Source organism: Acinetobacter sp. YH12145 (assembly GCF_013418335.1).
Classification (GTDB): Bacteria; Pseudomonadota; Gammaproteobacteria; order Pseudomonadales; family Moraxellaceae; genus Acinetobacter; species Acinetobacter amyesii.
Window position 1 is genome coordinate 1 of sequence record NZ_VPCE01000001.1, and the last position, 25,369, is coordinate 25,369.

Annotated in this window: 24 protein-coding genes and 2 pseudogenes; 22 read left to right on the forward strand and 4 right to left on the reverse strand. The window is 39.8% G+C overall.

What is annotated here, in order from left to right:
* Positions 1–395: 395 nt before the first annotated feature.
* Together FTU80_RS00005 and FTU80_RS00010 are read right to left on the reverse strand one after the other, a co-directional pair.
* Positions 396–1,127, reverse strand: a complete 732-nt coding sequence (locus FTU80_RS00005) for a folate-binding protein YgfZ (RefSeq protein WP_257221365.1) — start codon at positions 1,125–1,127, stop codon at positions 396–398.
* Between the two features lie 117 nt (positions 1,128–1,244).
* Positions 1,245–3,344, reverse strand: coding sequence for a multicopper oxidase family protein (locus tag FTU80_RS00010; protein WP_180083498.1), 2,100 nt, complete (start codon positions 3,342–3,344; stop codon positions 1,245–1,247).
* Positions 3,345–3,935: 591 nt separating this feature from the next.
* Here FTU80_RS00010 and acnD point away from each other — a divergent pair.
* The 21 genes and pseudogenes from acnD to FTU80_RS00115 all read left to right on the forward strand — a co-directional run bounded on the left by acnD (position 3,936) and on the right by FTU80_RS00115 (position 23,238).
* Positions 3,936–6,554: a Fe/S-dependent 2-methylisocitrate dehydratase AcnD gene (acnD, locus tag FTU80_RS00015; protein WP_180083501.1), complete on the forward strand. Its 2,619-nt coding sequence runs from the start codon at positions 3,936–3,938 to the stop codon at positions 6,552–6,554.
* A gap of 173 nt (positions 6,555–6,727) precedes the next feature.
* Complete coding sequence (locus tag FTU80_RS00020) at positions 6,728–7,264, forward strand: hypothetical protein (protein WP_218948978.1); 537 nt, start codon at positions 6,728–6,730, stop codon at positions 7,262–7,264.
* Between the two features lie 503 nt (positions 7,265–7,767).
* Positions 7,768–8,223, forward strand: coding sequence for a hypothetical protein (locus tag FTU80_RS00025; protein ID WP_180083504.1), 456 nt, complete (start codon positions 7,768–7,770; stop codon positions 8,221–8,223).
* A 191-nt stretch (positions 8,224–8,414) separates the two neighbouring features.
* Positions 8,415–8,630: a hypothetical protein gene (locus FTU80_RS00030; protein WP_180083507.1), complete on the forward strand. Its 216-nt coding sequence runs from the start codon at positions 8,415–8,417 to the stop codon at positions 8,628–8,630.
* A gap of 127 nt (positions 8,631–8,757) precedes the next feature.
* Complete coding sequence (locus tag FTU80_RS00035; protein ID WP_111884815.1) at positions 8,758–9,333, forward strand: DUF4126 domain-containing protein; 576 nt, start codon at positions 8,758–8,760, stop codon at positions 9,331–9,333.
* Between the two features lie 147 nt (positions 9,334–9,480).
* Positions 9,481–9,972: a DUF2569 domain-containing protein gene (locus tag FTU80_RS00040; RefSeq protein ID WP_180083510.1), complete on the forward strand. Its 492-nt coding sequence runs from the start codon at positions 9,481–9,483 to the stop codon at positions 9,970–9,972.
* 216 nt (positions 9,973–10,188) lie between these two features.
* Positions 10,189–10,398, forward strand: coding sequence for a hypothetical protein (locus FTU80_RS00045; protein WP_078192324.1), 210 nt, complete (start codon positions 10,189–10,191; stop codon positions 10,396–10,398).
* Between the two features lie 105 nt (positions 10,399–10,503).
* Positions 10,504–10,761, forward strand: a pseudogene (locus FTU80_RS00050) (hypothetical protein).
* 1,433 nt (positions 10,762–12,194) lie between these two features.
* A complete protein-coding gene (locus FTU80_RS00055; protein WP_180083513.1) occupies positions 12,195–12,653 on the forward strand; it encodes a GIY-YIG nuclease family protein in 459 nt (152 codons plus the stop codon).
* A gap of 85 nt (positions 12,654–12,738) precedes the next feature.
* Positions 12,739–13,404: a pseudouridine synthase gene (locus tag FTU80_RS00060; RefSeq protein ID WP_111884818.1), complete on the forward strand. Its 666-nt coding sequence runs from the start codon at positions 12,739–12,741 to the stop codon at positions 13,402–13,404.
* A 496-nt stretch (positions 13,405–13,900) separates the two neighbouring features.
* Positions 13,901–14,836 (forward strand): hypothetical protein, encoded by a 936-nt coding sequence (locus FTU80_RS00065; protein ID WP_180083516.1) that lies wholly within the window; start codon positions 13,901–13,903, stop codon positions 14,834–14,836.
* Positions 14,837–14,969: 133 nt separating this feature from the next.
* Positions 14,970–15,356 (forward strand): ribonuclease E inhibitor RraB, encoded by a 387-nt coding sequence (locus tag FTU80_RS00070; protein WP_078191123.1) that lies wholly within the window; start codon positions 14,970–14,972, stop codon positions 15,354–15,356.
* Between the two features lie 331 nt (positions 15,357–15,687).
* On the forward strand, positions 15,688–16,134 hold the full coding sequence (locus tag FTU80_RS00075; protein ID WP_111884821.1) for an SRPBCC family protein: 447 nt from the start codon (positions 15,688–15,690) through the stop codon (positions 16,132–16,134).
* Between the two features lie 45 nt (positions 16,135–16,179).
* A complete protein-coding gene (locus FTU80_RS00080) occupies positions 16,180–16,548 on the forward strand; it encodes a DUF488 domain-containing protein (protein WP_180083519.1) in 369 nt (122 codons plus the stop codon).
* A 157-nt stretch (positions 16,549–16,705) separates the two neighbouring features.
* Positions 16,706–17,047 (forward strand): zinc ribbon domain-containing protein YjdM, encoded by a 342-nt coding sequence (locus FTU80_RS00085; protein WP_180083522.1) that lies wholly within the window; start codon positions 16,706–16,708, stop codon positions 17,045–17,047.
* 162 nt (positions 17,048–17,209) lie between these two features.
* A complete protein-coding gene (locus FTU80_RS00090; RefSeq protein WP_180083525.1) occupies positions 17,210–17,572 on the forward strand; it encodes a 5-carboxymethyl-2-hydroxymuconate Delta-isomerase in 363 nt (120 codons plus the stop codon).
* A 288-nt stretch (positions 17,573–17,860) separates the two neighbouring features.
* Positions 17,861–18,127 (forward strand): annotated as a pseudogene (locus tag FTU80_RS00095) (YegP family protein).
* A 238-nt stretch (positions 18,128–18,365) separates the two neighbouring features.
* Positions 18,366–19,049 (forward strand): DUF2939 domain-containing protein, encoded by a 684-nt coding sequence (locus FTU80_RS00100; RefSeq protein WP_180083528.1) that lies wholly within the window; start codon positions 18,366–18,368, stop codon positions 19,047–19,049.
* Between the two features lie 25 nt (positions 19,050–19,074).
* On the forward strand, positions 19,075–19,521 hold the full coding sequence (locus FTU80_RS00105; protein WP_218948979.1) for a nuclear transport factor 2 family protein: 447 nt from the start codon (positions 19,075–19,077) through the stop codon (positions 19,519–19,521).
* Positions 19,522–19,659: 138 nt separating this feature from the next.
* Positions 19,660–22,095 (forward strand): AI-2E family transporter, encoded by a 2,436-nt coding sequence (locus tag FTU80_RS00110; RefSeq protein WP_257221367.1) that lies wholly within the window; start codon positions 19,660–19,662, stop codon positions 22,093–22,095.
* 90 nt (positions 22,096–22,185) lie between these two features.
* Positions 22,186–23,238: a DUF1176 domain-containing protein gene (locus FTU80_RS00115; protein WP_180083531.1), complete on the forward strand. Its 1,053-nt coding sequence runs from the start codon at positions 22,186–22,188 to the stop codon at positions 23,236–23,238.
* Positions 23,239–23,317: 79 nt separating this feature from the next.
* Here FTU80_RS00115 and FTU80_RS00120 read toward each other — a convergent pair whose 3' ends face one another.
* The gene (locus FTU80_RS00120) at positions 23,318–24,085 is read right to left on the reverse strand and encodes a hydroxymethylpyrimidine/phosphomethylpyrimidine kinase (RefSeq protein ID WP_078192312.1); all 768 of its coding nucleotides are present in this window, start codon (positions 24,083–24,085) and stop codon (positions 23,318–23,320) included.
* Positions 24,086–24,183: 98 nt separating this feature from the next.
* On the opposite strand from FTU80_RS00120, the gene FTU80_RS00125 reads away from it, so the two are divergent.
* On the forward strand, positions 24,184–24,855 hold the full coding sequence (locus FTU80_RS00125) for an HAD-IA family hydrolase (RefSeq protein ID WP_180083807.1): 672 nt from the start codon (positions 24,184–24,186) through the stop codon (positions 24,853–24,855).
* Between the two features lie 28 nt (positions 24,856–24,883).
* Here FTU80_RS00125 and FTU80_RS00130 read toward each other — a convergent pair whose 3' ends face one another.
* Positions 24,884–25,336, reverse strand: a complete 453-nt coding sequence (locus tag FTU80_RS00130) for a hypothetical protein (protein ID WP_180083534.1) — start codon at positions 25,334–25,336, stop codon at positions 24,884–24,886.
* Between the last annotated feature and the right edge of the window lie 33 nt (positions 25,337–25,369).

The following is a 25,369-nucleotide window of genomic DNA, read 5'->3' on the forward strand; positions in this document are numbered from 1 at the left end:
GTTTTCTAACTTAGACCAGTGTTGATCAGTCAACATTGTACGAGGCATAGCGAGGAGTAGATTTGGTTTGGCGATTAAATTCTACTTTCTCGCTATTTTTTTGCACAGTAAATGTCAACAGACCCTAATCAAAACAAGTAGAGATAGCTGAATTGAAAGCAATTGATTGCCGAGTATGACCATGCCTAGAAGGGCAAAAATTCCGTAATAAAGGGCAATGATCTTGTGCTTTGGGTCTTGAAATTGTGTCTGATGCATCGTTATATAGTTTATTGTTAAAATTCGGAGTGCATTTTAGTTTAAAAATAGTCAAATTAACATGATGAATTTTAAAATTTAAAACTTAGATTTATTGTAAAAGAAGATAGCTAAATGTAGCTATCTTCTGAATTTATCTAAGCTGACTGCGGACGTGCCACATCACCATTCAATGCTTCAGGCAAGGCTAAAACTGTCACATCTAACTCTTCTAAAGCTTCTGGGCGTGCCACAACTAAAGCTACATAACCATTTTCTACAGCCGCGCTATTGACCACTTGTACGCCTTTATTCAGCTGTTCGCCTTGTGCAGGCGCAGTTCCTGTGCCTTGAATTGCATGCAACCAAGCTTTTGGTTTGGCTTTAAACCATAAACGTGCAATCACTTCCTGACCCAAATAACAACCTTTGTCATAGTGGACGCCTTCACGCTGATGTAGACGTAACTCTTGCGGTTGGAACACATGTTCAATGGCTTGGTCAATATAGGCCTGACCCGCTTGAATCGCTTGAACTTCCCATGCTGCAACATCCGTCGGTTCCGAAGCAAATGTCGTTTCATCACCGACTAAACTAGGAAAAACTGCACCAGTTTCTTCAAGTTTCATCTTAGAAAATGCACCATATTTTTTAATATGTTTGGCAAATTCTTCGGCTTGATCTGCTGTAGTGACAATAGAAAAACTTTCAGCACTGTGTTTGGTGAGCCATAAACCAAAATGAATACGGCCTTTGAGGTCGCAGATTGCGGTATAACGTGTTGCATTTTCTTCAAGGCGTTCAACATGCAAAGTCACTTGCCCTTGTAGAAATTTTTGTGCATCGACACCGTTGAGAGAAAAAGATGTGAATGCCATAGACGTTGTCATGACCAGCCTCAGTATAAATTTTAGATATCATTAATCATGTTATTTTGCAGCAAGCCGCAGTGTTAGGCAAACAAAAAGCCCATATTGATATGGGCTTTTGTACAGCAGAGATCGGTCTTAGTGATTGTGTGTAGGCATATCGCTTGCAGTCATATCCATAGTGGAATGATGCGAAGGCGGTTCACTATTACAATCATATTGATCGCCACAAATACGCACGGTTTCCATCATGCCTTGATCTTCATGGTCTAAAATATGGCAGTGCAGAACGAAGTCGCCTTCAAATTTTTCGTACTTACTGCGTACAAAGATTTTATAGCCCTGTTTGACGAAGAGCGTATCTTTCCAAACGCCTTTCATTCCATGATATTGCGAGTCAATATTACCCGCACCATCTTTATCTGAGCTGCCGATCGCACTGACATCGACACCATTTTCATTCAATATTTTCACGACTTGGAATGGATTGACATGAATATGGAAGGGATGACTGGCAACATTACTGCTTAACTCCCACTCTTGAGTTTGCCCGATTGGAAGCTTGCGGACATAGCTATGGTGGGTATGGTCTTCATCATGGTAGGCATCGCCAAAGCTGATCAAGGTACCTTCTTCGGCATGACGAATACCAAATTTAAAGCTGCCATCTGTATTGAACAGAATGTCAAAGTTGGTGATTTGCTTCGCCATCGTTTTGAGCATTTCATCGACTTCAGCAGTCATTAAACTCGCATGAGAGATAAAGGCTGATAAATCACCCTGTTCGAGCTGCGCAATCACTTCTGGTGCCAGTTTTAGTTGGGTGGCCTGACTTTTTAAGAAGTTAAACGGCGTTTGCTGCGGTAGTTGAGTTGCTTGCACATTGACCCAACCGAGGAGCTGTGTATTGAGTTTTTCTTCTGGTGCGCGACGAAGTAACGGACTTGATTCAGGCGCATTAATTTCATCTTCCAGATTCAGCTTGGTATCGTATACACAGTATTTATTGGTGGTCGGGAAGGAGAGCATGGCATCAAAGCGATAACCCGGCTGAAAAATTTCAATCCCGTGCTTTTGGATTTTCCCCATGGTCAAGCCGTCTTGTGCAAGGGTATATAACGGTAATGTTTTCAGCGTTTTAAACTGTGAAGACATCGACTTGCTTTGATACTTTTGACATTCGCTCAGGGTTTGCTCTGCGGTAAAGAGCGCAGAATCAGGCAGTTCTTTGATGGTCAAACCAATGGTGTCACGGATACCGCCGTGAATCATGCGCCAGCGGTGGTATTGGTTCTGATCCACCTTAATTTCACCAAACATTTTGCCATTGATACTGGTAAAACGATTTTCATCCGCCCATGAGGTTGGTATATCGAGTTTTGAATAATCTTCTAAGCTATAGATGCAGGGGGTGCCATTCACTTGGCTTAAATTGCTGTCGCAATCTTCATTGTATTGAATCTGCTGGAACAGCATGATTTTTTCATGGTCATACTGCTGGTTTTTTTGATTTTTCCATAAGATGTCCAAATCTCCAGTCTGCTGAATTTGCCCCTGACGAATGACAGGTTTCCGCTCGCCCTCAATAATCAAAGGGCCAGCCATGCCGCTTGAGACCTGAATCGCGGTTGAACCATGCACATGTGAGTGATACCAAAATGTTCCCGCAGGATGATTCGGTTCGATCTTAAATTCGTAATGAAAATCTTGCTGAGGTTTTAAGCTCAAAAATACGTTGTCACTATTTCCTTGCGGGCTAACCCAGAGACCATGTGTATGTAAATTTGTGGTGTTAAAACAGTTCCCTTGGTTAATATTGGTCACTGGACTTGGACAGGTCTCCGTCGATTCAACAGGGAGATGATTGACCAGATGAATTTTTAAATTGTCACCTTGTTTCGCACGAATTTGTGGGCCAACCAACACATCCGAAACACTGCCATCGCTATTTTTCGAGTTCCAGAGTTCAGGTTTAGTCAGATAGCCTCTGACCTGTAATAGGTCATTTTCACCCGTTTCGGGGTCGTATAAGGCTTGGCGTTTATAGGCAATCAGCAGTTCATGCTCACCTTGTGCATTGGCTTTCAAACGTGGTGGATTCGAGATGACAGTCGGTGAGTCTACTTCCTCTTCTTGAATCGTCGAATCCGTTGTCGATTGGTCGTTGTCGCCACAGGCAATGAAGCTGAGACAGCTTAAGAGGCAGCCAGCCCCAATGATGGTTTTAAATTTTGTCATGATCTTTCCCCAAAGCATAATGACGGTAGAACAGTAGTCGCTGATTTATTTAGCTAAGGTTTTGTATATATTGTGATTATTTTGGCGAGTACAGCGAATTACTGTGCTTGTATGTCGTGCTTTTATTATCTGAGAGAGGAGTGATTCGACGCTATCCCTGCAAATAGGGATAAATTGAGAATTAAGATGAAATAAATGATAAAACAGTGTTTTGATTCACATTGTGGCTTTGAGGCGCAATGAGCTAATGAAGTAATTTAATACCTTGATTATTAAATACTAAAATTGATAAGACTGATTTTTAACCAAATTGGTTGCTGTTTAGATTAAATATTATGCAGTGCAATTTTCCTTAGACTAAAGAATGAGGCGGATTTGCAGCTATTTTTCAAAAAAATTCACATTTAGAGCGAATATTCCAAAGTTAGTGTAACTAAATATTTCAAAAACCCCTGTTTTTATATTTAACTCTATGAAATATATAAGATTTGGGAAATGGGTTTTCGGCAGTGTAGTATGCCTATCGAACAAAGATGAATTGTCTATGAAAAAGACAACGCAAAAAAATGAAAGACCGAGGGCAGGAACGCTATGAACAACAACTACCGTAAACCGCTGCAAGGCACCCAGCTAGAATACTTCGATGTACGCCAAGCCGTAGAAGATATTCAGCCAGGCGCATACGCAAAACTCCCATATACATCTAAAGTCCTTGCAGAGCAGTTGGTTCGTAAATGCGACCCTGCAATCTTAGAACAGTCTTTAAAAGAACTCATCAACCGTAAGCAAGACCACGATTTCCCTTGGTACCCTGCACGTGTGGTGTGCCATGACATCTTAGGTCAAACAGCATTGGTTGACCTTGCAGGCTTGCGTGATGCGATTGCAGACCAAGGCGGCGATCCGTCAAAAGTCAATCCTGTTGTTCCAACACAGCTGATTGTTGACCATTCTCTAGCTGTAGAGTTTGGCGGTTTTGACCCAGACGCATTTGAGAAAAACCGCGCGATTGAAGACCGTCGTAATGAAGACCGTTTCCACTTCATTGAATGGACCAAAACAGCCTTTGAAAATGTCGATGTGATCCCTGCGGGCAACGGTATCATGCATCAAATCAACTTGGAGAAAATGTCTCCAGTAATTCAAAACCGTGATGGTTTAGCTTTCCCTGATACTTGCGTGGGTACAGACTCACATACGCCGCATACTGATGCATTGGGTGTAATTTCTGTTGGTGTCGGAGGACTCGAAGCTGAAAATGTGATGCTTGGCCGAGCATCTTGGATGCGTCTGCCAGACATCATTGGTGTAGAGCTTGTCGGTCAGCGTAAAGCAGGCATCACCGCAACTGATATCGTGTTAGCGCTTACAGAATTCTTGCGTAAAGAACGTGTGGTTGGTGCTTATTTAGAGTTCTTCGGTGAAGGTGCAGACAGCATGTCTGTAGGTGACCGTGCAACGATCTCGAACATGACCCCTGAATATGGCGCAACGGCTGCGATGTTCTACATCGACCAAAACACCATTGATTACCTGACATTGACAGGCCGTGAAGCGGATCAAGTGAAATTGGTTGAAACCTATGCCAAAGAAATTGGTCTTTGGGCGTCGGATATGACAGCGGCAGAATACCCGCGTGTACTGCGTTTTGATTTGTCGAAAGTGACTCGTAATATTGCAGGTCCATCGAACCCGCATGCGCGTGTATCGACGGCTGACCTAAAAGCCAAAGGCATTGCAGGCAACTTAGAAGCGGCTAAAGCTCAGGAAGCTGAAGGTTTAATGCCTGATGGCGCAATCATCATTGCAGCAATCACCTCATGTACAAACACTTCTAACCCACGCAATACCGTTGCAGCAGGCTTACTTGCACGTAAAGCGAATGAGTTAGGACTTGTGCGTAAACCTTGGGTGAAATCATCATTTGCACCGGGTTCTAAAGCAGCAGCGTTATACCTAGAAGAAGCAGGTGTACTCGGTGATTTAGAAAAACTGGGTTTTGGTATCGTGGCTTATGCATGTACCACGTGTAATGGTATGTCAGGTGCTTTAGATCCAAAAATTCAACAAGAAATTATTGATCGTGATTTGTACGCAACTGCGGTACTTTCAGGTAACCGTAACTTTGACGGACGTATCCATCCTTATGCAAAACAAGCGTTCTTGGCTTCGCCTCCGCTGGTTGTGGCGTATGCGATTGCAGGGACGATCCGTTTTGACATCGAAACTGATTCATTGGGTAATGACAAAGACGGTAATCCAATTTACCTGAAAGACATTTGGCCGTCTGATGCTGAAATTGATGCGTTGGTAAAAGAAGCGGTTAAACCTGAACAGTTTAAGAAAGTGTATATCCCAATGTTTGACTTGGGTGAGCGTGAAAAAGCGGCAAGCCCACTATACGACTGGCGTCCGCAAAGTACTTATATTCGCCGTCCGCCGTATTGGGAAGGGGCTTTGGCTGCACCGCGTACACTTGCAAATATGCGTCCGCTTGCAATCTTGCCAGACAATATCACCACAGACCATTTATCACCTTCAAATGCGATCATGATGGATTCGGCTGCAGGTGAGTATCTGCATAAAATGGGCGTGCCTGAAGAAGACTTTAACTCATACGCAACCCACCGTGGGGACCATTTGACTGCACAGCGTGCGACATTTGCCAACCCGAAATTGTTCAATGAAATGGTGGTGCGCTCTGACGGTACGATCAAGCAAGGTTCAAAAGCGCGTGTAGAGCCTGAAGGCGAAGTGATGCGTATGTGGGAAGCGATTGAAACTTATATGAATCGTAAGCAGCCACTGATCATCATTGCAGGTAAAGACTATGGTCAGGGTTCGAGCCGTGACTGGGCTGCCAAAGGTGTGCGCCTTGCAGGTGTAGAAGTGATCGTGGCAGAAGGTTTTGAGCGTATTCACCGTACTAACTTGGTGGGTATGGGTGTGTTACCGCTTGAGTTTAAAGCAGGGACTGACCGTAAAACCTTGAAGCTGGATGGTACTGAGTTGTATAGCGTGATTGGCAATATTGCGCCGCGTTCTGACCTGACTTTGGTGGTTGAGCGTTCGACGGCAGACGGCAAAAATGAAATTATTAAAGTGCCTGTGACTTGCCGTTTGGATACTGAAGAAGAAGTGCATGTGTATGAAGCGGGTGGTGTGTTACAACGCTTTGCACAGGATTTCTTGGAAGGGAATGTGGCTTGATGTAATTCTTTAAATCCTCCCCTTACGGAATATATTCCTCACCTTTGAAAAAGGAGGGAGTTCCCCTCTTTTAAAAGATGAGAAGTATTACTTCGCAAGGGGAGATTAAAGTCATTGATATTGTTTAAAAAAGACCCTACATTTATGTAGGTTTTTTTAATAGATTAATTACAATGAAAATACTTAAAGATGATTTAAATTTTTTAATAAACATATCTGAAGAATTTTTTATGCAAGAAGATATTGTTAACAAATTAAATGGGTTTGTAGAGAATCAGATTAAAGGGTGGGAAATATGGCTTCAGGTTGAATTTGCTTTGTTTTTATTTAATCATACGGATGTGTCTGAAGTTGAAAGAGAAAAACGATATGAGTTAGATAAGCGGATGTCTAAAGATAAGGATATTTGCTCTATTGACTTTATGATCAGACAGAAACGAAAGCAAAGTTCAATACCTCTAGAAATTAAACAACATGAAAATGCGTCACATTGCATTAGGTATATGTTAAAAGATATCGAAAAATATGAAAAAGTTAGAGGATCTAGTACCACAACTGGTCGTTCACTTTGGTGTTTAGGTGTGCATCCAACTGTGGAAGAGGAATATTTAAATAAATTAATTAATGAAAATAAATTTAGAGATATAAATTCTGATTATATTTTTTCAAAAAATATTGAGGGTACTGATTTTAGTTTTACTTTAATTTGATGGCATTGTTTATTGGAAAAGAAGTATCTGTGAATGAAGTGGGTGGTTACTGCAACGCTATACACAGGACTTCTTGGAAGGGGAATAGCTTGATGTGATTCTTTTAATCTACACCCTTGCGATACAATGCATCTTATCTTTGAAAAAGGAGGAAGTTTGCAATTCTTTTAAAAGAAGGGGGGAGGGAGATGAAACTTGTTGATATTGTTTAAAACGCTCTAGTGTAAATTGGGGCGTTTTTATTTTGTGGTTGAAAATGGAAAAATATCTAGATGTTGATGGGGTAACTCAGGCTTATTTGCTTATCGGATATGTGATACATAGGTATAAGAGTAAATTCGATAGCATATTTAAAATTTATATTTATAGTAATCGTAGTACAGGAGCTAATCGACTAGACAAAATTTAGTGAATAGCCAGGAATATAAGGGGTTTACACTTATATATTATGAAACATACAAAAAATGTATAAATAATTTATTAAAAATATTATAGAAGGTAATATGGGAAATAAGGAAATTTTTAAAAAAGTTTTAGAGTTAGAAGTTGCTATAAATGATTATTTTTTAAAACTAAATGAACACAGTATTTGGCTTTTTCTAGCAATAATTGGATGGCTTGGCATTCCTGAAAAATATGGAAATATAAAAATATTGGCTTTAGCTGGTATCATCATTTTCTTTTTTTCATTACTTTCTAAATCTAAAACTTGGATACTTGCTGGGAAAAAGTCTTTTAAAAATTTGATTTTGCAATATAGACGTGAAATTCAAACAAACAGTTTGTCTAAATTTAAAAAGGATAGAGTGTTATCTAAGTTGGATAACATAGAAAATCAGTATTTTAATTTTAGAAAAAAGGGTTTGAGTATTTTTTATAAAAATTATTGTTTCTTCTTTACCGTCATATTTTTGGGTTTAGTGATAATTACAGAATTTTATAGTCATAAAATTGGATGAAATTAGGATAAATTAGCATTGATTAAAATGTTTGGAAAACCAGTCTCATTTGATCAGCTATTTTAAGGTTTTGGTGCAGATGCCAGATGACTTTATTGCAAATGGATAATTGGCTCAGCAAATCTCTGTAAACCCACCAAAATTTCCATACGAAATTATGCTTTGCCTAAATGCCATTATCAATTGTCGAAATGACCAATAGACATTCATCACAAGAGAGTTATACTGGATCTACCATTTCTAAAAACACATGGAGAACAAAAATGGTTACTGCTGGTCAAAAACCCGGAACAGGCTTCTATTTTTGTGTTCAATGCGGACACCGCGTCTACTTAGAAATTGGTACTGATCGTTTACCACCGTGTACCAAATGCCAAGGCTATCAATTTAACAATAAGAATGCCTAAGCTGCAAAACACTAACAGTTATCCGCTGTTTAGAAAGAAAAGCCCTATCACTCGATAGGGCTTTTTGCTAACGTATAACACAGCATATATAAAAACAAATTGTACGTTTGACCATTCGGAGAAGCCCATGGAAACAATATTAGGACTGTGTATTGGTATTGGCTTAAGTGCTGCCTGTGGCTTCCGTGTCTTTGTACCTTTATTGGTGATGAGTGTTGCTTCCATTTTAGGACTATTCGAACCAATGAAAGGATTCGAATGGTTGTCTATGCCTGCAGTTTGTATTGGCTTAGCAATTGCGACTGTCTGTGAAATCGCCGCGTACTATATTCCTTGGGTAGACAATGCCCTCGACACCATTTCAACACCTGCAGCGATGATCGCAGGGACCATCGCTACAATGGCAGTAAGTTCAGGTGAAATGTCCCAATTTGCCAGTTGGGCTGCAGCAATTATCGTGGGTGGTGGTACAGCAACAGCAGTGCAAATGAGTACTGTCGCTGCGCGTGGTGTATCTACCGCAACCACAGGTGGCGTTGCAAACCCCATCTTATCTACAGGAGAATGGATTGGTGCTGCAGTCTTGTCAGTATTGGCCTTTTTAGTTCCATTTTTTGTTGTGATCTTAGTGATTGCAATCGTGATCTGGCTGGTTCGCCGCATTCGTCAGAAACGAACTGTACAGGTCGACACCCCTTTATAAACCAATCAACATTTCACTCTAAAATGAATCCATCTTTTAGAGTGAATGATCTGCATTTTGTTTAATAAATATAGAAATAAAAATCCGAAACCGAGTTTTTCAGCGTTTGATAAAGATTATTAAAATTATAAGAAGTGATACAAAAAAATGAACAATCAGAGGAATTTAAAAGGTTTGGGCGGGTGGCTTATTGTGTTGGGGATAAAAATTGTCCTATCACTACTATTGCTTTCATTTGATATTTATAGCCTATATCAACTTTTTCAAAATGAGGCGTTAAGTCAAATAAGTGATCAAAAATCGGAACTTTATTATCCAACTCTGATGTATTTACTCTATATAGAAAGCATCTTAAATATTGTATTTTTCTTACTTTCAGTTTGTGCTGTCTACTTATTTTTTAGTAAGCATCTTTACTTTCCAACATTCTATATTGCGTTTATGGCAAGTTTTTTATTGGTACAGTTATGTGATAGTGCCATTTTGAGTGTGCTATTCACCGATAAAAATGCATTGGATACAGAGACCATCATGCAGTTAGCGACGAGTACTATGGGTTGTCTGATTTGGACGCCGTATTTGTTGATGTCAGTTCGAGTGAAAAATACCTTTACTCAACATTCCAAGCACTCGGCTTAAGCGAAAAAAATACTATCGAGCAATTTCACTATCTGTCCTAAAAGAGCACATCATTCTGCGTTTAAGTTATCCACGAGACGGCTAAAAAAATCTTTAAATACCGATTGATTTTTGAACAATAAAGGCATAATTTTAGTATGTGATTATAAATCACATAATTTTTATATGGATTTATTAATCTTTGAATTTTATAAAAAATAATGAGGGGAATGGTAGATGATTAAATTTATAGTCGATGAAAATGCCTTAATGAATGGCTCACATTTAATTCACAATGGTACGCAAGGATGCGTAGACATGCCGCAGTTTGACCAGCAAATATTGATTGGTTATTTTGCCAATTTCGAACTCGCTTATAAGCGTGCACGAATGAGCTGGCCAACAGAAAAAGTTGTTGGTTGCGATAAATGCTGTAGTCAAAGCTAGAAATTCAACATGCATTAACTTTGAAATAATGCTGTATATCCAAGAAAAATGGCGCAGAAATTGCTAACTAAAACAGGTAATCGCGTTATGAATAGGATATACGGCATGACCACAGAAACCATCCGTTCTACAAAATATCCAGCAGAGGCGCAAGCCTATGCAGCATGGCCTTTGATCCTGATTATCATTGGTGGTGCGATTGGACTGGTATATGCCGTGATTGCATATCTGATCAATCTCAAAATATATGCATCAGACCTCAGCTGAATGAATAAAATTTTGGCCAATTTACTTTGTGGTATGGCGGCATGTAGTGGTTGGTGGTTTAGCGCACAGTGGGTACAAAGCTATTTAGTTCATTGACCAACACCACGTTGAAAAGATCAACCCTAATATCTGCAGAACATGGATAGGCTTAGATCTCTACTCAAAGGGCGGAGTTTTGTATGAAGTTAATGGATGAATGTTCAGCGGCGATATATTTTTAAATTTGACGCTGTGTTTGGACGTTTTGTCTGTTGTAAAAGAAAATTTTCTTATAATTGGGCAAATCTGCAGATAAAAAACGCTGAAATGAGCTGAAAAGATAAAATATCCTGCTAAACCTAAAATGGCTGAAAAAATTTGCTGAATTTGCAGAAAATTAGAAAAACTTAGGAAATTAATCCCGATCCTCTTTGGTTAAAGTATATCTCAAGGGTGTGATAGAGATTGAAAAGAGTAGCATGCTGTCAGTGGTGCAAAACACGTGTACAGTACTCACCCAAAAGGTCTCGATTCAGCTTAGGACGCTATAAACCAGAAGTTTATAGGCTATAAGATCATGACTTACAAAGTGATGATAGTTGAAGTAAACAATATTGTTTTCTCTTATACCACCCCAAAAATTTAAACCAAAATAAAAAAGAATAATGAATCATTACTCCTTTAATCCGCATAAAACAAACGACACCAGTTTAGTCAACATAAGCTTAAAGATCATCAGGCATCTCCCGTAAAAATAGTCCTAAGCCAAGTGTTAAATCTGAACGAATTTCATTTTCATCACATTTTCATCGCATTGAATAGCCTCTGTGCTTTTTGCTACTTTTTTTAAGCACACCTCAATTTTCAAATCTCGCTGTGGTATGCATTATTGACTCTTAATCCAGTTGGAGAACTCATTTCAATACAAGTTCTCATTGGTTAAAAGTCCTGTCTAGAATTCAAATGATCCCGATGGTTTGAGTGTTAAGCTATGGCGAAAATTCTCGGTAAAAGTCATTTATCAGATGGAAAAAATGCTAAAACATCATACAAGAAGAAAATATTTTCAATATATCTTTAAATGTGAAAAATATTTTTAAAATAAGTCAAAAATAGTAATTTTCAGGGAAACAATCCCTCATCGATACCACTACTATATATCTCAAGGGTGTGATAGAGATTGAAAAGAGTAGCATGCTGTCAGTGGTGCAAAACACGTGTACAGTACTCACCCAAAAGGTCTCGATTCAGCTTAGGACGCTATAAACCAGAAGTTTATAGGCTATAAGATCATGACTTACAAAGTGATGATAGTTGAAGTAAACAATACTGTTTTCTCTTACACCCTAAAAAATTTTTAAGAATTCAATCAATAATAAATTTTTCCATCTTTTTCAAAATTCCAAACTTCGCATTCATTCCAGACAAACTTTGATCATTGCTGATGTAAAGAATATCACGCAGAACAACTCAAACTTAATCTAAGCTTCGGATTGTCCTTTTTCACAAAGTTGTTATGCTTAACTATCTAAATCTTAAATAATTTTGATATGGGTTATCTGAACCAATTGATACAGGATTGTCTGCAGGCACAGCAGACTAAAGCTGAGCGTATATTTGAGTTTTCAAGTTTTGATGATCTTGCTCTACACGCACATTATATTTATGTGATAGAGCAGGTTGGTGGCGATATACAGCAGACATATCAGGACTATGCTGCATTTAAGGCATTGAAAACCCATGCCTGTGCCAAGTTAAATCAACCCAATCACATTCTGTATGTTGGATCATCACGGACAGGTATAAAGAATCGTTTAACACAACATTTAGGTTTTGGGCCTAAACGAACCTATGCCTTGCATTTATCGCAGTGGTTTCAGGGCGAATATCGCATCACACTACATCAGTATCCTTTAACCACGAGTGCAAGCATCTTACAGTTACTGGAGGATGATTTGTCTCATTCATTAGCACCAGCCTTTGGTAAATTGGGGACCAATAATCGTTAGGGTTAGACCTGATCGGTTAAAGTCGATTGACAGCGAATTAGTCAGTTGTTATTTTGCCGACATTCTCCCAGTACACAGTCTGTCCATGCCTTTAGATCCCAACTTTGTCTATGCGCCGCCTCAAGGTCCTCTACGTATTTTGTATGAAGATGCAGACTTGGTTGTTATCGAAAAACCAGCGGAATTGCTGTCGGTTCCGGGACGTTTGCCTGAGCATCATGACAGTGCCTATCTTCGAGTTTTGCAACAGTATCCAGCAGCAAAGATTACCCATCGTTTAGACATGGCAACATCAGGCATTTTGATGTTTGCGAAACACCGCGATGCAGAAGTGGCAGTGAGTAAAATGTTCCAAGCGAGGACGGTTCAAAAGCAATATGTGGCTTTGGTTCAAGGCAAACTTGAAGGTGAGGGTAGTGTTGAAGTGCCCCTCATTACGGACTGGGAAAATCGCCCACGTCAGATGGTGCATTTTGAATTAGGCAAACCTTCAAAAACCTTGTATCAAGCCATTAGCTATGACGCAAGCAAAGACATTAGCCGAGTATTATTAACACCAGTGACAGGGCGTTCACATCAGTTACGTGTACACATGATGCATATTGGGCACCCCATTACAGGGGATCAACTGTATCACCCGAATGCAAAGCAAAGCTCACTCGGACGGATGGCGTTACATGCTTGCGATCTGGCATTTACTCAGCCTTTAACGCAGCAAGCTGTTCATATTCATTGCGCGGCAGAATTTTAAAGCGTATTCATGTGAATGCTCACTGTTCATAAAATCTGCTGTGTTGCATTGAAATTTTTAGGCAGCTTAGCAAGCTAAGAATATTTACAGCTTTAAATAGGTTTTTCTGCTTAAAAATGAATCATGATATACACTAAATCCCCAATTCTGGGGATTTATAATTACTCCAAATATCTCTATAAAATGTATGAAATATTTACAAAGATTAATATTAAGTTTCTTTGTATCTTTTAGTAAATAAATACCATTTCTAAAGTTTTATTATATTTTCTAAAGAATATTGATTGATTATTTTTTAATATGAAAATTTTTTATTAAATTGATTTAAAACAGTATTTTAGTTGAATTGTGTGCAAGTGTGTATTTGGTCAGATAAATACGGTTTTTTGCATTTGTTCTGCTAATATGAAATGAATTATAGATTTTAACTTTTGTAACTTAGGTTTGTTTTGGGGAATAAACTTAAATTATTGAAGCTTATTTTGAGGATTAGCAAATGATCAATATTGCTTTAATCGTCCTTATCATCCTATTAATTGTGGCTCTCCTTTTTGTATATAACCGCAAATTGAAAAATGATAAAACCCTACGTTCACTGCAGGAAAACTTCGATCGTGCGCGGTTAAAACTGGCTGAAACAGAGTCTCAGCAAGATGAATTGAATTATGCAATCAGTCAATTACGTATTCAAAACTGTGGGCTCAAAATCCAAGTCGATAAAGTAGCAAAATATCAACATATTGTAGAGATTGAACAATATGTTGAGTATCGAACTTTACAGGCTGATGGTTTGGTGGAAGTCACCAAAACCAATGCCGATATCATGTTGAATGATATTCGCGCACAGATCGAACAAGTGCGTCAGTATTTGAGCAAATATCAAGAAAAAGCTAAATCACAAATACAGGAACAAGCCCGTGCCGAGTTAAAGGGTTTGTATAGCCAAGCGCTGGATCAGCAGCATTTGGAAAACATCAACCGTGCTTTGGACAACAAAATACGGGGCTATCAGTCAGCATTCTTTTTACCTTTACAGAGTATTTTAGATCAGCTGATGGATGGCATGAATGAATCTGCGGCAAAGCAAAATTTGACTGCGGTACGTTGCAAAATGATTGATGCAATGGAGCAGCAATCGACTGCAAAATGTAATTATGTTGATGAAGAACGTCGTTTGGCTGCGATGCAATTATTTACATTGGTGTTTAATAGTCGTGCTGATTTGTATTTAGCCCAATTAAATACCAAAAACTTAGGTGAGCTATTGCAGGCTTTGGTGGATGATTTCACCTTGCTCAATGCGCATGGTGTACATTTTAGTCAGGCACGGGTACTCGACAGTTATCTACAATTACGCTTAGAAGAATTGAAAATGGCAGCTTTGGTTTTACATCTTAAAGAAACTCAGGCCCACATGGATGTTGTGGTTTAATTTGAATTGTTATCAGAAAGATCACTTCGGCGGTCTATTTCTGATTAAAGAGATTTAGCTAATGCAAATTGCAACAATTATCCGTTAATCTAAGTCAACAGAATAAAATTCATAAACGATAAGGGAAAGTACAATGACTCGTGATTTTAAACAATTTCCAGATGATGATAATGGCAATGTGCTGTGGCAGATGCAGCAAGATGGTGACGATCTATCTGTGCCGCACGAAATCGAATATTCAATTGCCTTTTCGACTCAAGAGCAGGCTGAACAGTGTGCATTGTACTTATTGAAAGAAGAGCAAAAAATTTCATTGTTCCAAGATGAAGAATCAGATCGCGTGGAATGGATTATCACGGTCTATGTTTATATGGAGCCTGATTATGAAGATATCGTTGATTTAGAGCAGTGGTTTATTAAAATTGCGGAACAACATTCGGGCGAATATGACGGCTGGGGTTGTATGGCTTATATCTATGAAGATGATGATCTGGATGAAGATGAAGCACAATTGAGCTAAGTCTCACTATTGTATCGTTAGCAATAAGAACTCAGTGATTTAACTGGGTTTTTTATTATTTAAATTTTAGAAAAATTGGATTAAGTTTTGATTTTTTTAGAATTTTCTATCCAATTCGATATGAATGCAGCTCACAAAACATAACACGGCATTGCGTTAAAGTGATGGGATCAATCTGTAGGATTCGCTATAGTATTGAACAGCAATAACCTTTCTCGCACGTCTCAAAGCTGTCTCATTTAGAACGTTTCAGTGTGATAAAAATTGACGATAAAGCGAGGGTGAATGCATGTGGATGATTCAGTGAAAACAATGACAAAAGGACATCATCATGAGCAATACTGTTCGATTACATCGTGTTTTTAGTGCGCCTGTAGAGCGCGTTTATCGTGCCTTTGTGGAGCCAGATGCTTTGGTTAAATGGATGGCACCGCATGGATTTACTGCCCATGTGGAGCATTCTGATGTGCGTGTAGGTGGCTCGTACCGCATGTCGTTTCAAAATTTTTCAACGGGAACCACACACGCTTTTCATGGTGATTATCATGAAGTCGTGCCGAATCATTTACTGCACTATACAGACCAATTTGATATGCCAGAGTTGGCCGGTGAAATCGAGGTCACTGTTGAGTTTAAAGCGGTATCAGTAGGAACCGAAGTGACGATTGTACAGGCAGGGTTGCCGAGCGTTATTCCACCTGATGCCTGTTATTTGGGTTGGCAGGAGTCTTTACAGTTACTGGCTTTTTTAGTGAATCCAGCGATTCCGGATGAATAATCTGACGAATGATCGAAAAACTGCAAATAGGCGAAGGAGGGCTTAATGACTGTACACATTAAACGTATTTATGATGAGATAAGCCCAGATGACGGTAAACGCATATTGGTCGATCGCTTGTGGCCGCGTGGTATCAGTAAAGTGAGCGCAGAGCTAGATTTGTGGCCGAAGGCATTGACTCCATCGACAGATTTACGTCGTTGGTATCATCAAGATGAGGCAATGGCTTCTCGATGGGTCGAGTTTAAGCAGCGCTATTTACAAGAAATACAACCCAATCAAGCCGAGTTAGAACAACTGCGCGCATGGGAAAAAGAGGAGCCCCTGACCTTACTCACAGCGGCCAAACATATGGATAAAAATCATGCGCATATCTTAAAAGCTTTAATATTAAATACCTCATTAGAGATCTAAAATTTAAACCTTCAAGTGCTGTAGCGTTGTGAAATTTACGACCTTCACAAGGTGATTAAACCATACGAAATTTATGGTTTTTAAGTTTATGAAATACATAAAAATGTTATATTAAGTTTCTGTGGATTTTTACATCCATCTTTTTTTGAGGTCTTGTATGTCTTTACCCAATTGTCCCCAATGTAATTCTGAATATACCTATAATGATGGCGATTTACTGATTTGTCCTGAATGTTCACATGAATGGCGTGAAGGCGAAAGTGCTGCAGATGAACAGATAGTGATTAAAGATGCCAATGGCAATGTATTGATCGATGGTGACACGGTTACTGTGGTGAAAGACCTTAAAATTAAAGGTTCATCTTCAGTGGTGAAAGTTGGCACAAAAGTTAAAAATATCCGTCTTTTAGCTGATGCAACAGATGGTCATGACATTGATTGTAAAATTGATGGTATCGGAGCAATGAAACTCAAATCTGAATACGTGAAAAAAGTTTAAGTTTCGTTATTGTTCGCTTTAAAGCAATCTTCAATCATCCTAAGCGAAGGCCACACTTGGCTTGGGATGTCTACTTAAAGATGAAATAGATAACTAATCCGCTATAGATTTTATTTTTCAGCCTGCATAATAGACGCATTACGGGTTTGAAATGTCTTTACTATGCCGCATATTCATTTGGAATATTCCAATAACCTTGAGCTTGAGGCTCGTCCTTTACTTAAAGCGCTAAACACTGCCTTATTTGAATCGGGTCATGTCAGTGCCATTAATGATATTAAGAGCCGAGCTGTCGCTCAGGAAGATTTTGTTGTGGGTTTGGATGAACACGCTCAACATGCGTATATGCATGCCAAAGTTTCATTATTGACGGGTAGAACGGTTGAAGTTCAAAAGCAAATTTCATTGTTGTTATTGGACGTGTTGAAACAACATGTCACAGCTCCAGCAATAGAAGTGCAACTTTGTGTTGAAATTTTAGAAATGAATAAAGCAACATATTCAAAGCAGATCGTCAGTCCTTAAGGCCTTTATTCAATGCGTTGAGTAATGCGCCTCTATTCACAAATACATCATGATGAAAGAATGATGAAATCCGACTTCGGTCGGTTTTTTTGATTGGAATTATTTATTAAAAATCATTTTCTTAGTGATTAAATTTTAAGCCTTTACTCTGATCAAAAAAGACATTGAAAAATGTGACTGGGTTCATTTATATTTTGTAGATCAGGTTCAATTTCCAATAATAAATCCTGATCGAATAATAGATAAAAAATGAAAATGATGGGGTAACATATGTCGGAATGGTAACAGATCACTCATTCTAATGATCAGCAGTTTCGTTTTCTATTAAAAGCATGGAACGGTGAAATCATTTTAACGAGTGAATTATATAAAGTGTAAGCATCATCACAAAACGGGATTGAGTCTGTACAAAACAACAGTGCAGATGATAGTCGCTTTGAACGACTGAATGTTAATAATGGTAAACCATATTTCAATCTGAAAGCGGCAAACCATCATATTATTGGGATCAGCCAATTTTATGCCAGTGAGCAATCGCGCGATAAAGGCATTTAGTCAGTTAAAACCCATGGTGCGAATACCCGAATTAGAGAATTAACAGCTTAAATTTGAAACAACCTGATTAAGACAGCCAAAGCGAGATGAACAAACCTGAAGGCTCGTCAAAATCACAAGATCAAAAGCTATATGGTTCTCAGATAAGCGCTGTTAGGTTGGATGCTATTCAATCTAGATCAGGCTTATTTAACGGTACAAGGAAGTACCACAACTTCACTGGCTAGAGTGGTGAACGATGAATAAGCAGAATCATATTTTGTATTATGGGCTCATTGCGATCTTGATCATCGTCTTGGGTTGGATGATTGCGTCTCCGTATTGGGTGCTGTACCAAATACGTCAAGCCTATGAGCACAATCAACCTGAAAAAATTGCTCAATATATCGATTTTGCCGCAGTCAAATCGAGTCTAAAACCACAAGTTAAAGACCTCATTCAACAGAAATCTGGGCTACAGCATTTACCCGAATTCGCTCAGTCGTGGGGTGGGCAGCTCAGCACAGTCCTCAGTGCAACGCTGGTCGACAGTCTGGTCAATCCAAACAGTATCATGCTGCTTTTACAAGGCAAAGCATTAAAAGAGTCGATCCAATTACCAGAAATAACCCAACTAACCAATCCGAGCATGATTAGCTCAGGGATTGAACTATTCACTCATGCTGAAAATAAGGTCGCAGAACAACCTCATACATCAACATCATCCAAAAAGGATGCAACTCCAACTACTGTCGCTTTAAAACAAAGCCAATCACTTAAACCCAAAGCAAGCTACAGCGCTTGGAATCGATTTGATCTGTATGTGCCGCTCCAAGGCCTAAGCGAAGCAGAATATACCGTATTTAGGATGCAACGCCGCGGTTGGAGCTGGAAGATCGTTGAAATTCAACTTCCAAACGCCTCCCAGAACAATGCTTCATAAAAAATAAAGGAAATAGGTGCCAGAGATGCAAGATAAAATCAAAATAGTTGGTGACCAACAGGCCGCTGACGAAATTCTGCAATTTTTAGCCAATTGGGATGAGGTTATCTGCCAATTGAAAATTGAGAATATTGCTGAATCCTGCGCAGCAGATGTGAATTTTTTTGATGCCAGTTGTGAAATGCGCGGCTTAATGGCATATCAAAAAATGTGGGAATTTTATAGAGAGTATTTTCGTGAAGGTTTAAAGGTGTTTAGGCGGGAACTGGTCATCCATGCAGAACCTGATATTGCCTTTCTGCACTGTTATTCCAAAATTGATGATAAGAGTGGGATACCGACGCCAGGGATCTCATGGTGTCGTAACACCATTGGGATGAAAAAAACACAGACTCAATGGAAGATCGTTCATCAACATATTTCTGTTCCAGTGGATATTGTGACTCATCAAAGTAAAGTGATTACCTTTTAATTCTTCTCAAAAAGCAGTATGAAAACAGAGCCATGTCGCTCTGTTTTTTTTCTTTGCAAATCATTACATGAAATGCGTATGCAGTTCTAAAACTTCAGCCTAAATTAAAAAATAATGACCATCGTTCAGGATAAGAAAATGGATCATAAAAATAATAAATTAGCGCAAGATTTTGAATCATCACCATCAGGTCAAAAGCAAGGCTTACAAGACCTGAACGCCTCGAAGCAAATGCCTCCCGCAGATTTACATAAAGTGATTCGAATCACGGCAGGATTCATCATCTGCAGTTTGCTGATTGCGGCCTTATATCTTGGTAAAGATATTTTTATTCCATTGGCACTCGCAATCTTATCGGCTTTTTTAGTTGACCCTTTGGTGATGAAACTCCGAGGTTGGGGACTACCACAGATGCCATCGATATTTATTGTGGTCGGTTTGGCTTTGGCGATTTTGTCCGGCGCGGCCTCTTATTTGGGTTATCAACTGGGGCAATTAAGCCAAGAGTTACCGCAATATCACGGTACGATTCAAAAGAAAATGGATTCTATTCGTCAATTTGCACGCGGCCCGAGTGTTTGGGATGGCGCAAAAACCACCATAGATACTGTTGAAAACTCGATAGATGATGTGGTGCCTGAAGAGAAAAATCCTAAAGTTCAGCAAGTTGAAGTAGTGGGGCAACAACAAACCACGGCTGAAGCGGTTATGGCTTGGAGCGAGCGGGTGCTCAATCCCTTGGCAACCGCAGGTATTGTATTTTTGTTTGTGATTCTGATTTTGGTCAATCGGAAAGATTTGCATGACCGTTTCCTTAAGCTGCTGGGCGGCAATTTAAATATCGGTACAGATGCACTAGATGAAGCGGCCAATCGTATCGGTAAATATTTACGTATGCAGCTGATGGTTAATGTGACCTATGGTATTCCGATGGCCTTGGGACTTTGGTTTATTGGGGTGCCGGCAGCAATTATGTGGGGAATGGTGGCGATAGTGATGCGCTTTGTTCCCTATGTCGGCCCAATGATTTCTGCGATTTTCCCCATTGCATTGGCTTTTGCGGTAGATCCCACATGGAATATGGTGCTATGGACAGTGGGTTTAATTTTGCTCTTGGAATTGGTCAGTAATAATATTATTGAGCCTTGGTTATATGGGGAAAGTACCGGACTTTCAACCTTAGCCATTATTATTGCCGCCATGTTTTGGACGGCTGTGTGGGGGCCGATTGGTTTAATTTTATCGACGCCTTTAACCGCATGTTTATTGGTGCTTTCGAGCTATGTACCATCCTTAGGTTTTATTAAAACCCTGATCGGTAGTACACCTGCATTGGCACCGCATGAGCGCTTCTATCAGAGATTAGTCGCTGATGATGTGCAAGATGCCGTGGATGTCGCACAAAATTTTATTGCTGAAAAGTTACCGAAGGATGCGACGGATGAAATCAAGGCACGTCGGGTTAATGCGTTTTATGCCAAAGTCGCGATTCCAGCCATACGGATTTTTTCGAGAGGCCACAACACCGAGGCCAGTGCTGAACATCGACTACGTTTACATCAGGGATTAAAACTGTTTAATCATAGTTTTCAAAGGGCATATCCAGTGGCACAGCAGGATCAGAAAACTGAGGTTTTGTGTATCGGCGCACGTTGGGAAATTGATGTTCAAGTATCGGCTATGTTGGCGCATGGCCTAAGCTTAAGCGGTATTCAGGCTCAGGCTTTTAGCGACGTCTTAATTCAAAATCAGCATCAAAGTATAGGTGATATCAAAGAGGATATTCAGATCGTATGTATTTCGATTTTTCATACAGCACCAGAAGCTCAAATTCGTCTATTAAGCCATTTTTTTAAGGCGCAGTTTCCAGATAAAAAACTGATTTTTGCACTGTGGAGCTGTGATGAAGTAAAGCAATTAGATGCGATCAAAGAAAATTTCACCGTCGATGCTGTAGTCAATAATATGAATGATTTGATATTAACCATTGAAGCTTTTCAATTGAAGCAGGGTGAATCTTGGTTGGATGAGCCTAATCCTAGCGTTGAAGCGCAGCGCTTAAAAGCATTAGAAGAACTGAATGTTTTGGATGATCGGAATTTACCGATTTATGAACAATATATTGAAGAAGCCCGACAAGCCTTCGATGTGAAATATGCACAAATTTCTTGGGTCAAGCAAGACTGGGTCTATACCCCAGGTAGCCCTTTGGCTGAGGCTACCGAGCAACCGATGCAGGTGCGCCAGTCGAAGCAAGACTCAATCTGCAGCCATTTGGTCTATCAAAATGAACGCTTGATTATTGAAGACTTACAACGTGACCCACGCTTTGCGCATTTACCTGAATTGATGCATAACCGCATTCGCTTTTATGCAGGCGTTGCACTTAGAGACCGTAATGGGGTGGCCCTGGGAAGTTTCTGTGTTTTAGATCGGCAGCCGAATCAAATGACCGATGATGATATGAGTCTTTTAAAAGACCTAGCGGCAGATTTGATGAATACGCTCAGTGATGAAAATGCGAAACGAAAAAAATGTGAAGAGATACAGCAACTGAATGATTCATCTCTATAAATTTAAATCATGTAGCAGATCCATTTAAACTGGAGTTTCAGTGAAAAGCATTCTAAGATGGCTCTAATATAATTATTTTGAGCCAAAGACATGAACAAAAATAATGTCATCTGGCAACTTTTATTGGGCTACGTTGCTGCATTGGGTTGTAGTGTGAGTTTTGCTCAAATTCAAGGAAATTATTTTTCACATAAGGATTGGGAAATCGCTTGTGATAATACGGGGACTTGTCGCGTTGCAGGTTATCAGGCGGAGGGCAATCAGCCCACTATTTCTGTATTATTACAACGTGCTGCGGGCGCTCAAGCGCAAGTCAGCGCACGAGTGAAACTCGATCCTGAAACGTTAAGTGCGGCAAATAAACCACTTCAACTTTACACTTTAGGTAAAAATCAGGGAACTGTGCAGCTTGATGCCAAAACTGCGGAAGGTCAGTTAAGTGCAGCTCAAACTCAAAAACTGATTCAAGCCTTACAAGCCAATCAACCGATTGTGTGGAAAGGCAACAACAAAACATGGTTATTGTCTGTGCAGGGCGCTAGTGCGGTTTTGCTCCGTATGGATGATTTTCAAAAGCGCATAGGGACAAATTCGGCATTATTGCGTAAAGCTAATAGCAGTTCGGCCAATGTACTCAAACCGAAAAGTATTCCGAAAGTGTATATTCAAAATTATAGTAAGGGCTTACAAACACGGTATGCCGTCAATGCGCCCACAGCCAAACAATTATTTGGCTTGATTAAGAAAAAAACCATAGTGGAAGATTGTCCTCAACTCTTTGATGCAAATTTCTTAGAGGATGATCGAGTCGTGGTGTTTCCAATCAATGGAAAAAATGCCTTGGTCGAAGTGCCATGTTGGCGTGGGGCATATAACAGTGGTAATGGCTATTGGCTGATGGATCGTAACTTAAAGCAAATCAAACAATCCGTGACCTTTTCTGGAAGTGGGTTTAGTGAAGGACAAATTTTCTCCAACCAACGTGGAAGAGGGATTGGCGATTGTCAAAGTAAAGGGGAATGGTCGTGGAACGGTCAGCGCTTTATCCAAACTTATATGGCAAAAACTACACAGTGCAAAGGATTTGCTGGCGGTGCATGGGAAATTCCAACCTTAGTATATTGGGTTCAACTCGACTCTTAATTACAAAAAGCCCTGATATACAGGGCTTTTAAATCATATAAAGTAGTTTTTATCGGCTTAACATGAATAACCAACAATACTAAAAACGTTTTGGAATTTTTTGTCCGCCCACAACAGGTGATTCAGCGATTTTCAACACACCAAATAGCCATGTTTCGGCATGATGAACAGCCGCTTTGAGCTCATCACCTAAGGCTAATCGCCCAGCAATAAAACTCGCCAATGAGCAGCCAGAACCGTGATATTCCCCATCTAGTCGTGGACAACGGGTTTCAGAGACTAATTCACCCTGAATGTACAACGAGTTTTGTATATAGTCTGGCGTATTTTCATGCCCACCTTTTACTAATACCGCTTGAGCGCCCATCGCAAAAAGTTTTGCTGTAGCTTTAGATATGTCGTCTTCACCTGTGAGTGCGCGTAATTCTACTGTATTGGGTGTAAGCACAGTGGCAAGCGGAATCAATTCCGCAAAGGCTTTGACCAAAGTTGCTTGATCGCCCAAAGAACCACCACTATTGGCAACTAAAACGGGGTCGAGAACATAATGATATTCGGGATGTTCACGTAAAAACTCAGCGAGAGCCGCGATATTTTCAGTCGTTCCTAACATTCCTGATTTTACACAGCGAATAGGGAGGTCACCGACGACAGCATGTGCTTGAGCCAACAATAACTCGCGAGAGGTTGCTTCAAATGAATACACTTGTTGTGAGTTTTGAACGGTTAATGCTGTACACGCAATGGCAGCATGTGCACCACTTTGACCAATGGCTTCAATGTCCGCTTGCAGTCCTGCACCACCTGAAGGGTCAAGACCTGAAAAGCACAGTACAGTAGGGCGCACAATGATGTCCTTATTAAACAAAATTTGCGATAGTATAGGCAACTTTGAGCGAACACTCGATAGTATTTTTGCAGAAGTGAATGGATAAGGTAAAAGCTGTGATTAAGAATATATTGATCGATCTCGATGGAACATTAACAGATCCAAAAGTTGGCATTACCACTTCAGCACGCTATGGACTGGCGAAAATTGGACATCCCATTTCGGATGAGACCAATATCGATTGGATCATTGGACCACCTTTGAAAGCCTCTTTGGCCAAAATCCTCAATGTCGATGTGCATAATGTACTTGCAGATCAGGCTTTACTTGGTTATCGCGAGCGCTTTGCAGTGACCGGCTTATTTGAAAATAAAGTGTATCCTGCGGTTGCCGACACTCTAGCAACTTTACAACAGCAAGGTTTTCGCTTGTATGTTGCTACAGCAAAGCCGACGGTCTATGCCCGCCAAATTTTAGAACATTTTGATTTAGCTCAATATTTTACTATGATCTATGGCAGTGAACTAAATGGCGAGCGCACCAACAAAGGCGATTTAATTGAATACATCTTGCAGCAAGAACAGTTAGATGCAAAAGAATGTGTGATGGTGGGAGACCGTGAGTACGATATTTTAGGCGCACGCCGTAATGCAGTGGCAAGTATTGCTGTGAGCTATGGTTATGGTAGTGCAGAAGAAATTCAAACGGCTGCACCGGCTCTGGTGATTGATCGTTTTAACGATTTGATTTCGAGTATTGAGCAATTGCAGCAGCAGAAAGTATCGTAGTTTGATTTACCCTTGCGAATGAAGCTGATTATTTAAAGATAATCAGCAAAATGAGAAAGATCACCCCACAGAAAAACCATTTGAGCAAAGGAGACTCATCATTTTGGATGGTTTCTGCTTCGAGTGCGATGCCATGTTTGTCGTAAACAAATACAAAATGTGCATTTGCGCTTAGAGCCATTTCTTGAATGGCTTGTAGCTCGAGTGCGCTGACTTCTTCACTTAAGCGTTCTTTTAACTGAATAAAAATAACCGGCTGTCCAAACTCATACCACTTGAAGTGGATCTGTTGTATGAGTTGGTTGAAGCACTGTTCTGCAACATGATAGTTTCGGACAAAACTTCCGCGTTCTATAAAAGCTAAAGGGCAGTTTTGTTCGGCTACAATTTGATGATCACGCGTTAAAACTTGCATTTGATCATAATGGATCTGTACCCAAACTGCGTCAGGAAAAGACGCTAATTTTTCTTTTAACATCACTTTTAGATTTCATTATTATTTTAGTGGATAGCA

Excerpts from the sequence above, each read along its gene's own strand:
- FTU80_RS00005 (WP_257221365.1), bottom strand. The coding sequence starts at position 1,127 with ATGACAACGTCTATGGCATTCACATCTTTTTCTCTCAACGGTGTCGAT.
- FTU80_RS00010 (WP_180083498.1), bottom strand. The coding sequence starts at position 3,344 with ATGACAAAATTTAAAACCATCATTGGGGCTGGCTGCCTCTTAAGCTGT.
- acnD (WP_180083501.1), top strand. The coding sequence starts at position 3,936 with ATGAACAACAACTACCGTAAACCGCTGCAAGGCACCCAGCTAGAATAC.
- FTU80_RS00020 (WP_218948978.1), top strand. The coding sequence starts at position 6,728 with ATGAAAATACTTAAAGATGATTTAAATTTTTTAATAAACATATCTGAA.
- FTU80_RS00025 (WP_180083504.1), top strand. The coding sequence starts at position 7,768 with ATGGGAAATAAGGAAATTTTTAAAAAAGTTTTAGAGTTAGAAGTTGCT.
- FTU80_RS00030 (WP_180083507.1), top strand. The coding sequence starts at position 8,415 with ATGACCAATAGACATTCATCACAAGAGAGTTATACTGGATCTACCATT.
- FTU80_RS00035 (WP_111884815.1), top strand. The coding sequence starts at position 8,758 with ATGGAAACAATATTAGGACTGTGTATTGGTATTGGCTTAAGTGCTGCC.
- FTU80_RS00040 (WP_180083510.1), top strand. The coding sequence starts at position 9,481 with ATGAACAATCAGAGGAATTTAAAAGGTTTGGGCGGGTGGCTTATTGTG.
- FTU80_RS00045 (WP_078192324.1), top strand. The coding sequence starts at position 10,189 with ATGATTAAATTTATAGTCGATGAAAATGCCTTAATGAATGGCTCACAT.
- FTU80_RS00055 (WP_180083513.1), top strand. The coding sequence starts at position 12,195 with ATGGGTTATCTGAACCAATTGATACAGGATTGTCTGCAGGCACAGCAG.
- FTU80_RS00060 (WP_111884818.1), top strand. The coding sequence starts at position 12,739 with ATGCCTTTAGATCCCAACTTTGTCTATGCGCCGCCTCAAGGTCCTCTA.
- FTU80_RS00065 (WP_180083516.1), top strand. The coding sequence starts at position 13,901 with ATGATCAATATTGCTTTAATCGTCCTTATCATCCTATTAATTGTGGCT.
- FTU80_RS00070 (WP_078191123.1), top strand. The coding sequence starts at position 14,970 with ATGACTCGTGATTTTAAACAATTTCCAGATGATGATAATGGCAATGTG.
- FTU80_RS00075 (WP_111884821.1), top strand. The coding sequence starts at position 15,688 with ATGAGCAATACTGTTCGATTACATCGTGTTTTTAGTGCGCCTGTAGAG.
- FTU80_RS00080 (WP_180083519.1), top strand. The coding sequence starts at position 16,180 with ATGACTGTACACATTAAACGTATTTATGATGAGATAAGCCCAGATGAC.
- FTU80_RS00085 (WP_180083522.1), top strand. The coding sequence starts at position 16,706 with ATGTCTTTACCCAATTGTCCCCAATGTAATTCTGAATATACCTATAAT.
- FTU80_RS00090 (WP_180083525.1), top strand. The coding sequence starts at position 17,210 with ATGCCGCATATTCATTTGGAATATTCCAATAACCTTGAGCTTGAGGCT.
- FTU80_RS00100 (WP_180083528.1), top strand. The coding sequence starts at position 18,366 with ATGAATAAGCAGAATCATATTTTGTATTATGGGCTCATTGCGATCTTG.
- FTU80_RS00105 (WP_218948979.1), top strand. The coding sequence starts at position 19,075 with ATGCAAGATAAAATCAAAATAGTTGGTGACCAACAGGCCGCTGACGAA.
- FTU80_RS00110 (WP_257221367.1), top strand. The coding sequence starts at position 19,660 with ATGGATCATAAAAATAATAAATTAGCGCAAGATTTTGAATCATCACCA.
- FTU80_RS00115 (WP_180083531.1), top strand. The coding sequence starts at position 22,186 with ATGAACAAAAATAATGTCATCTGGCAACTTTTATTGGGCTACGTTGCT.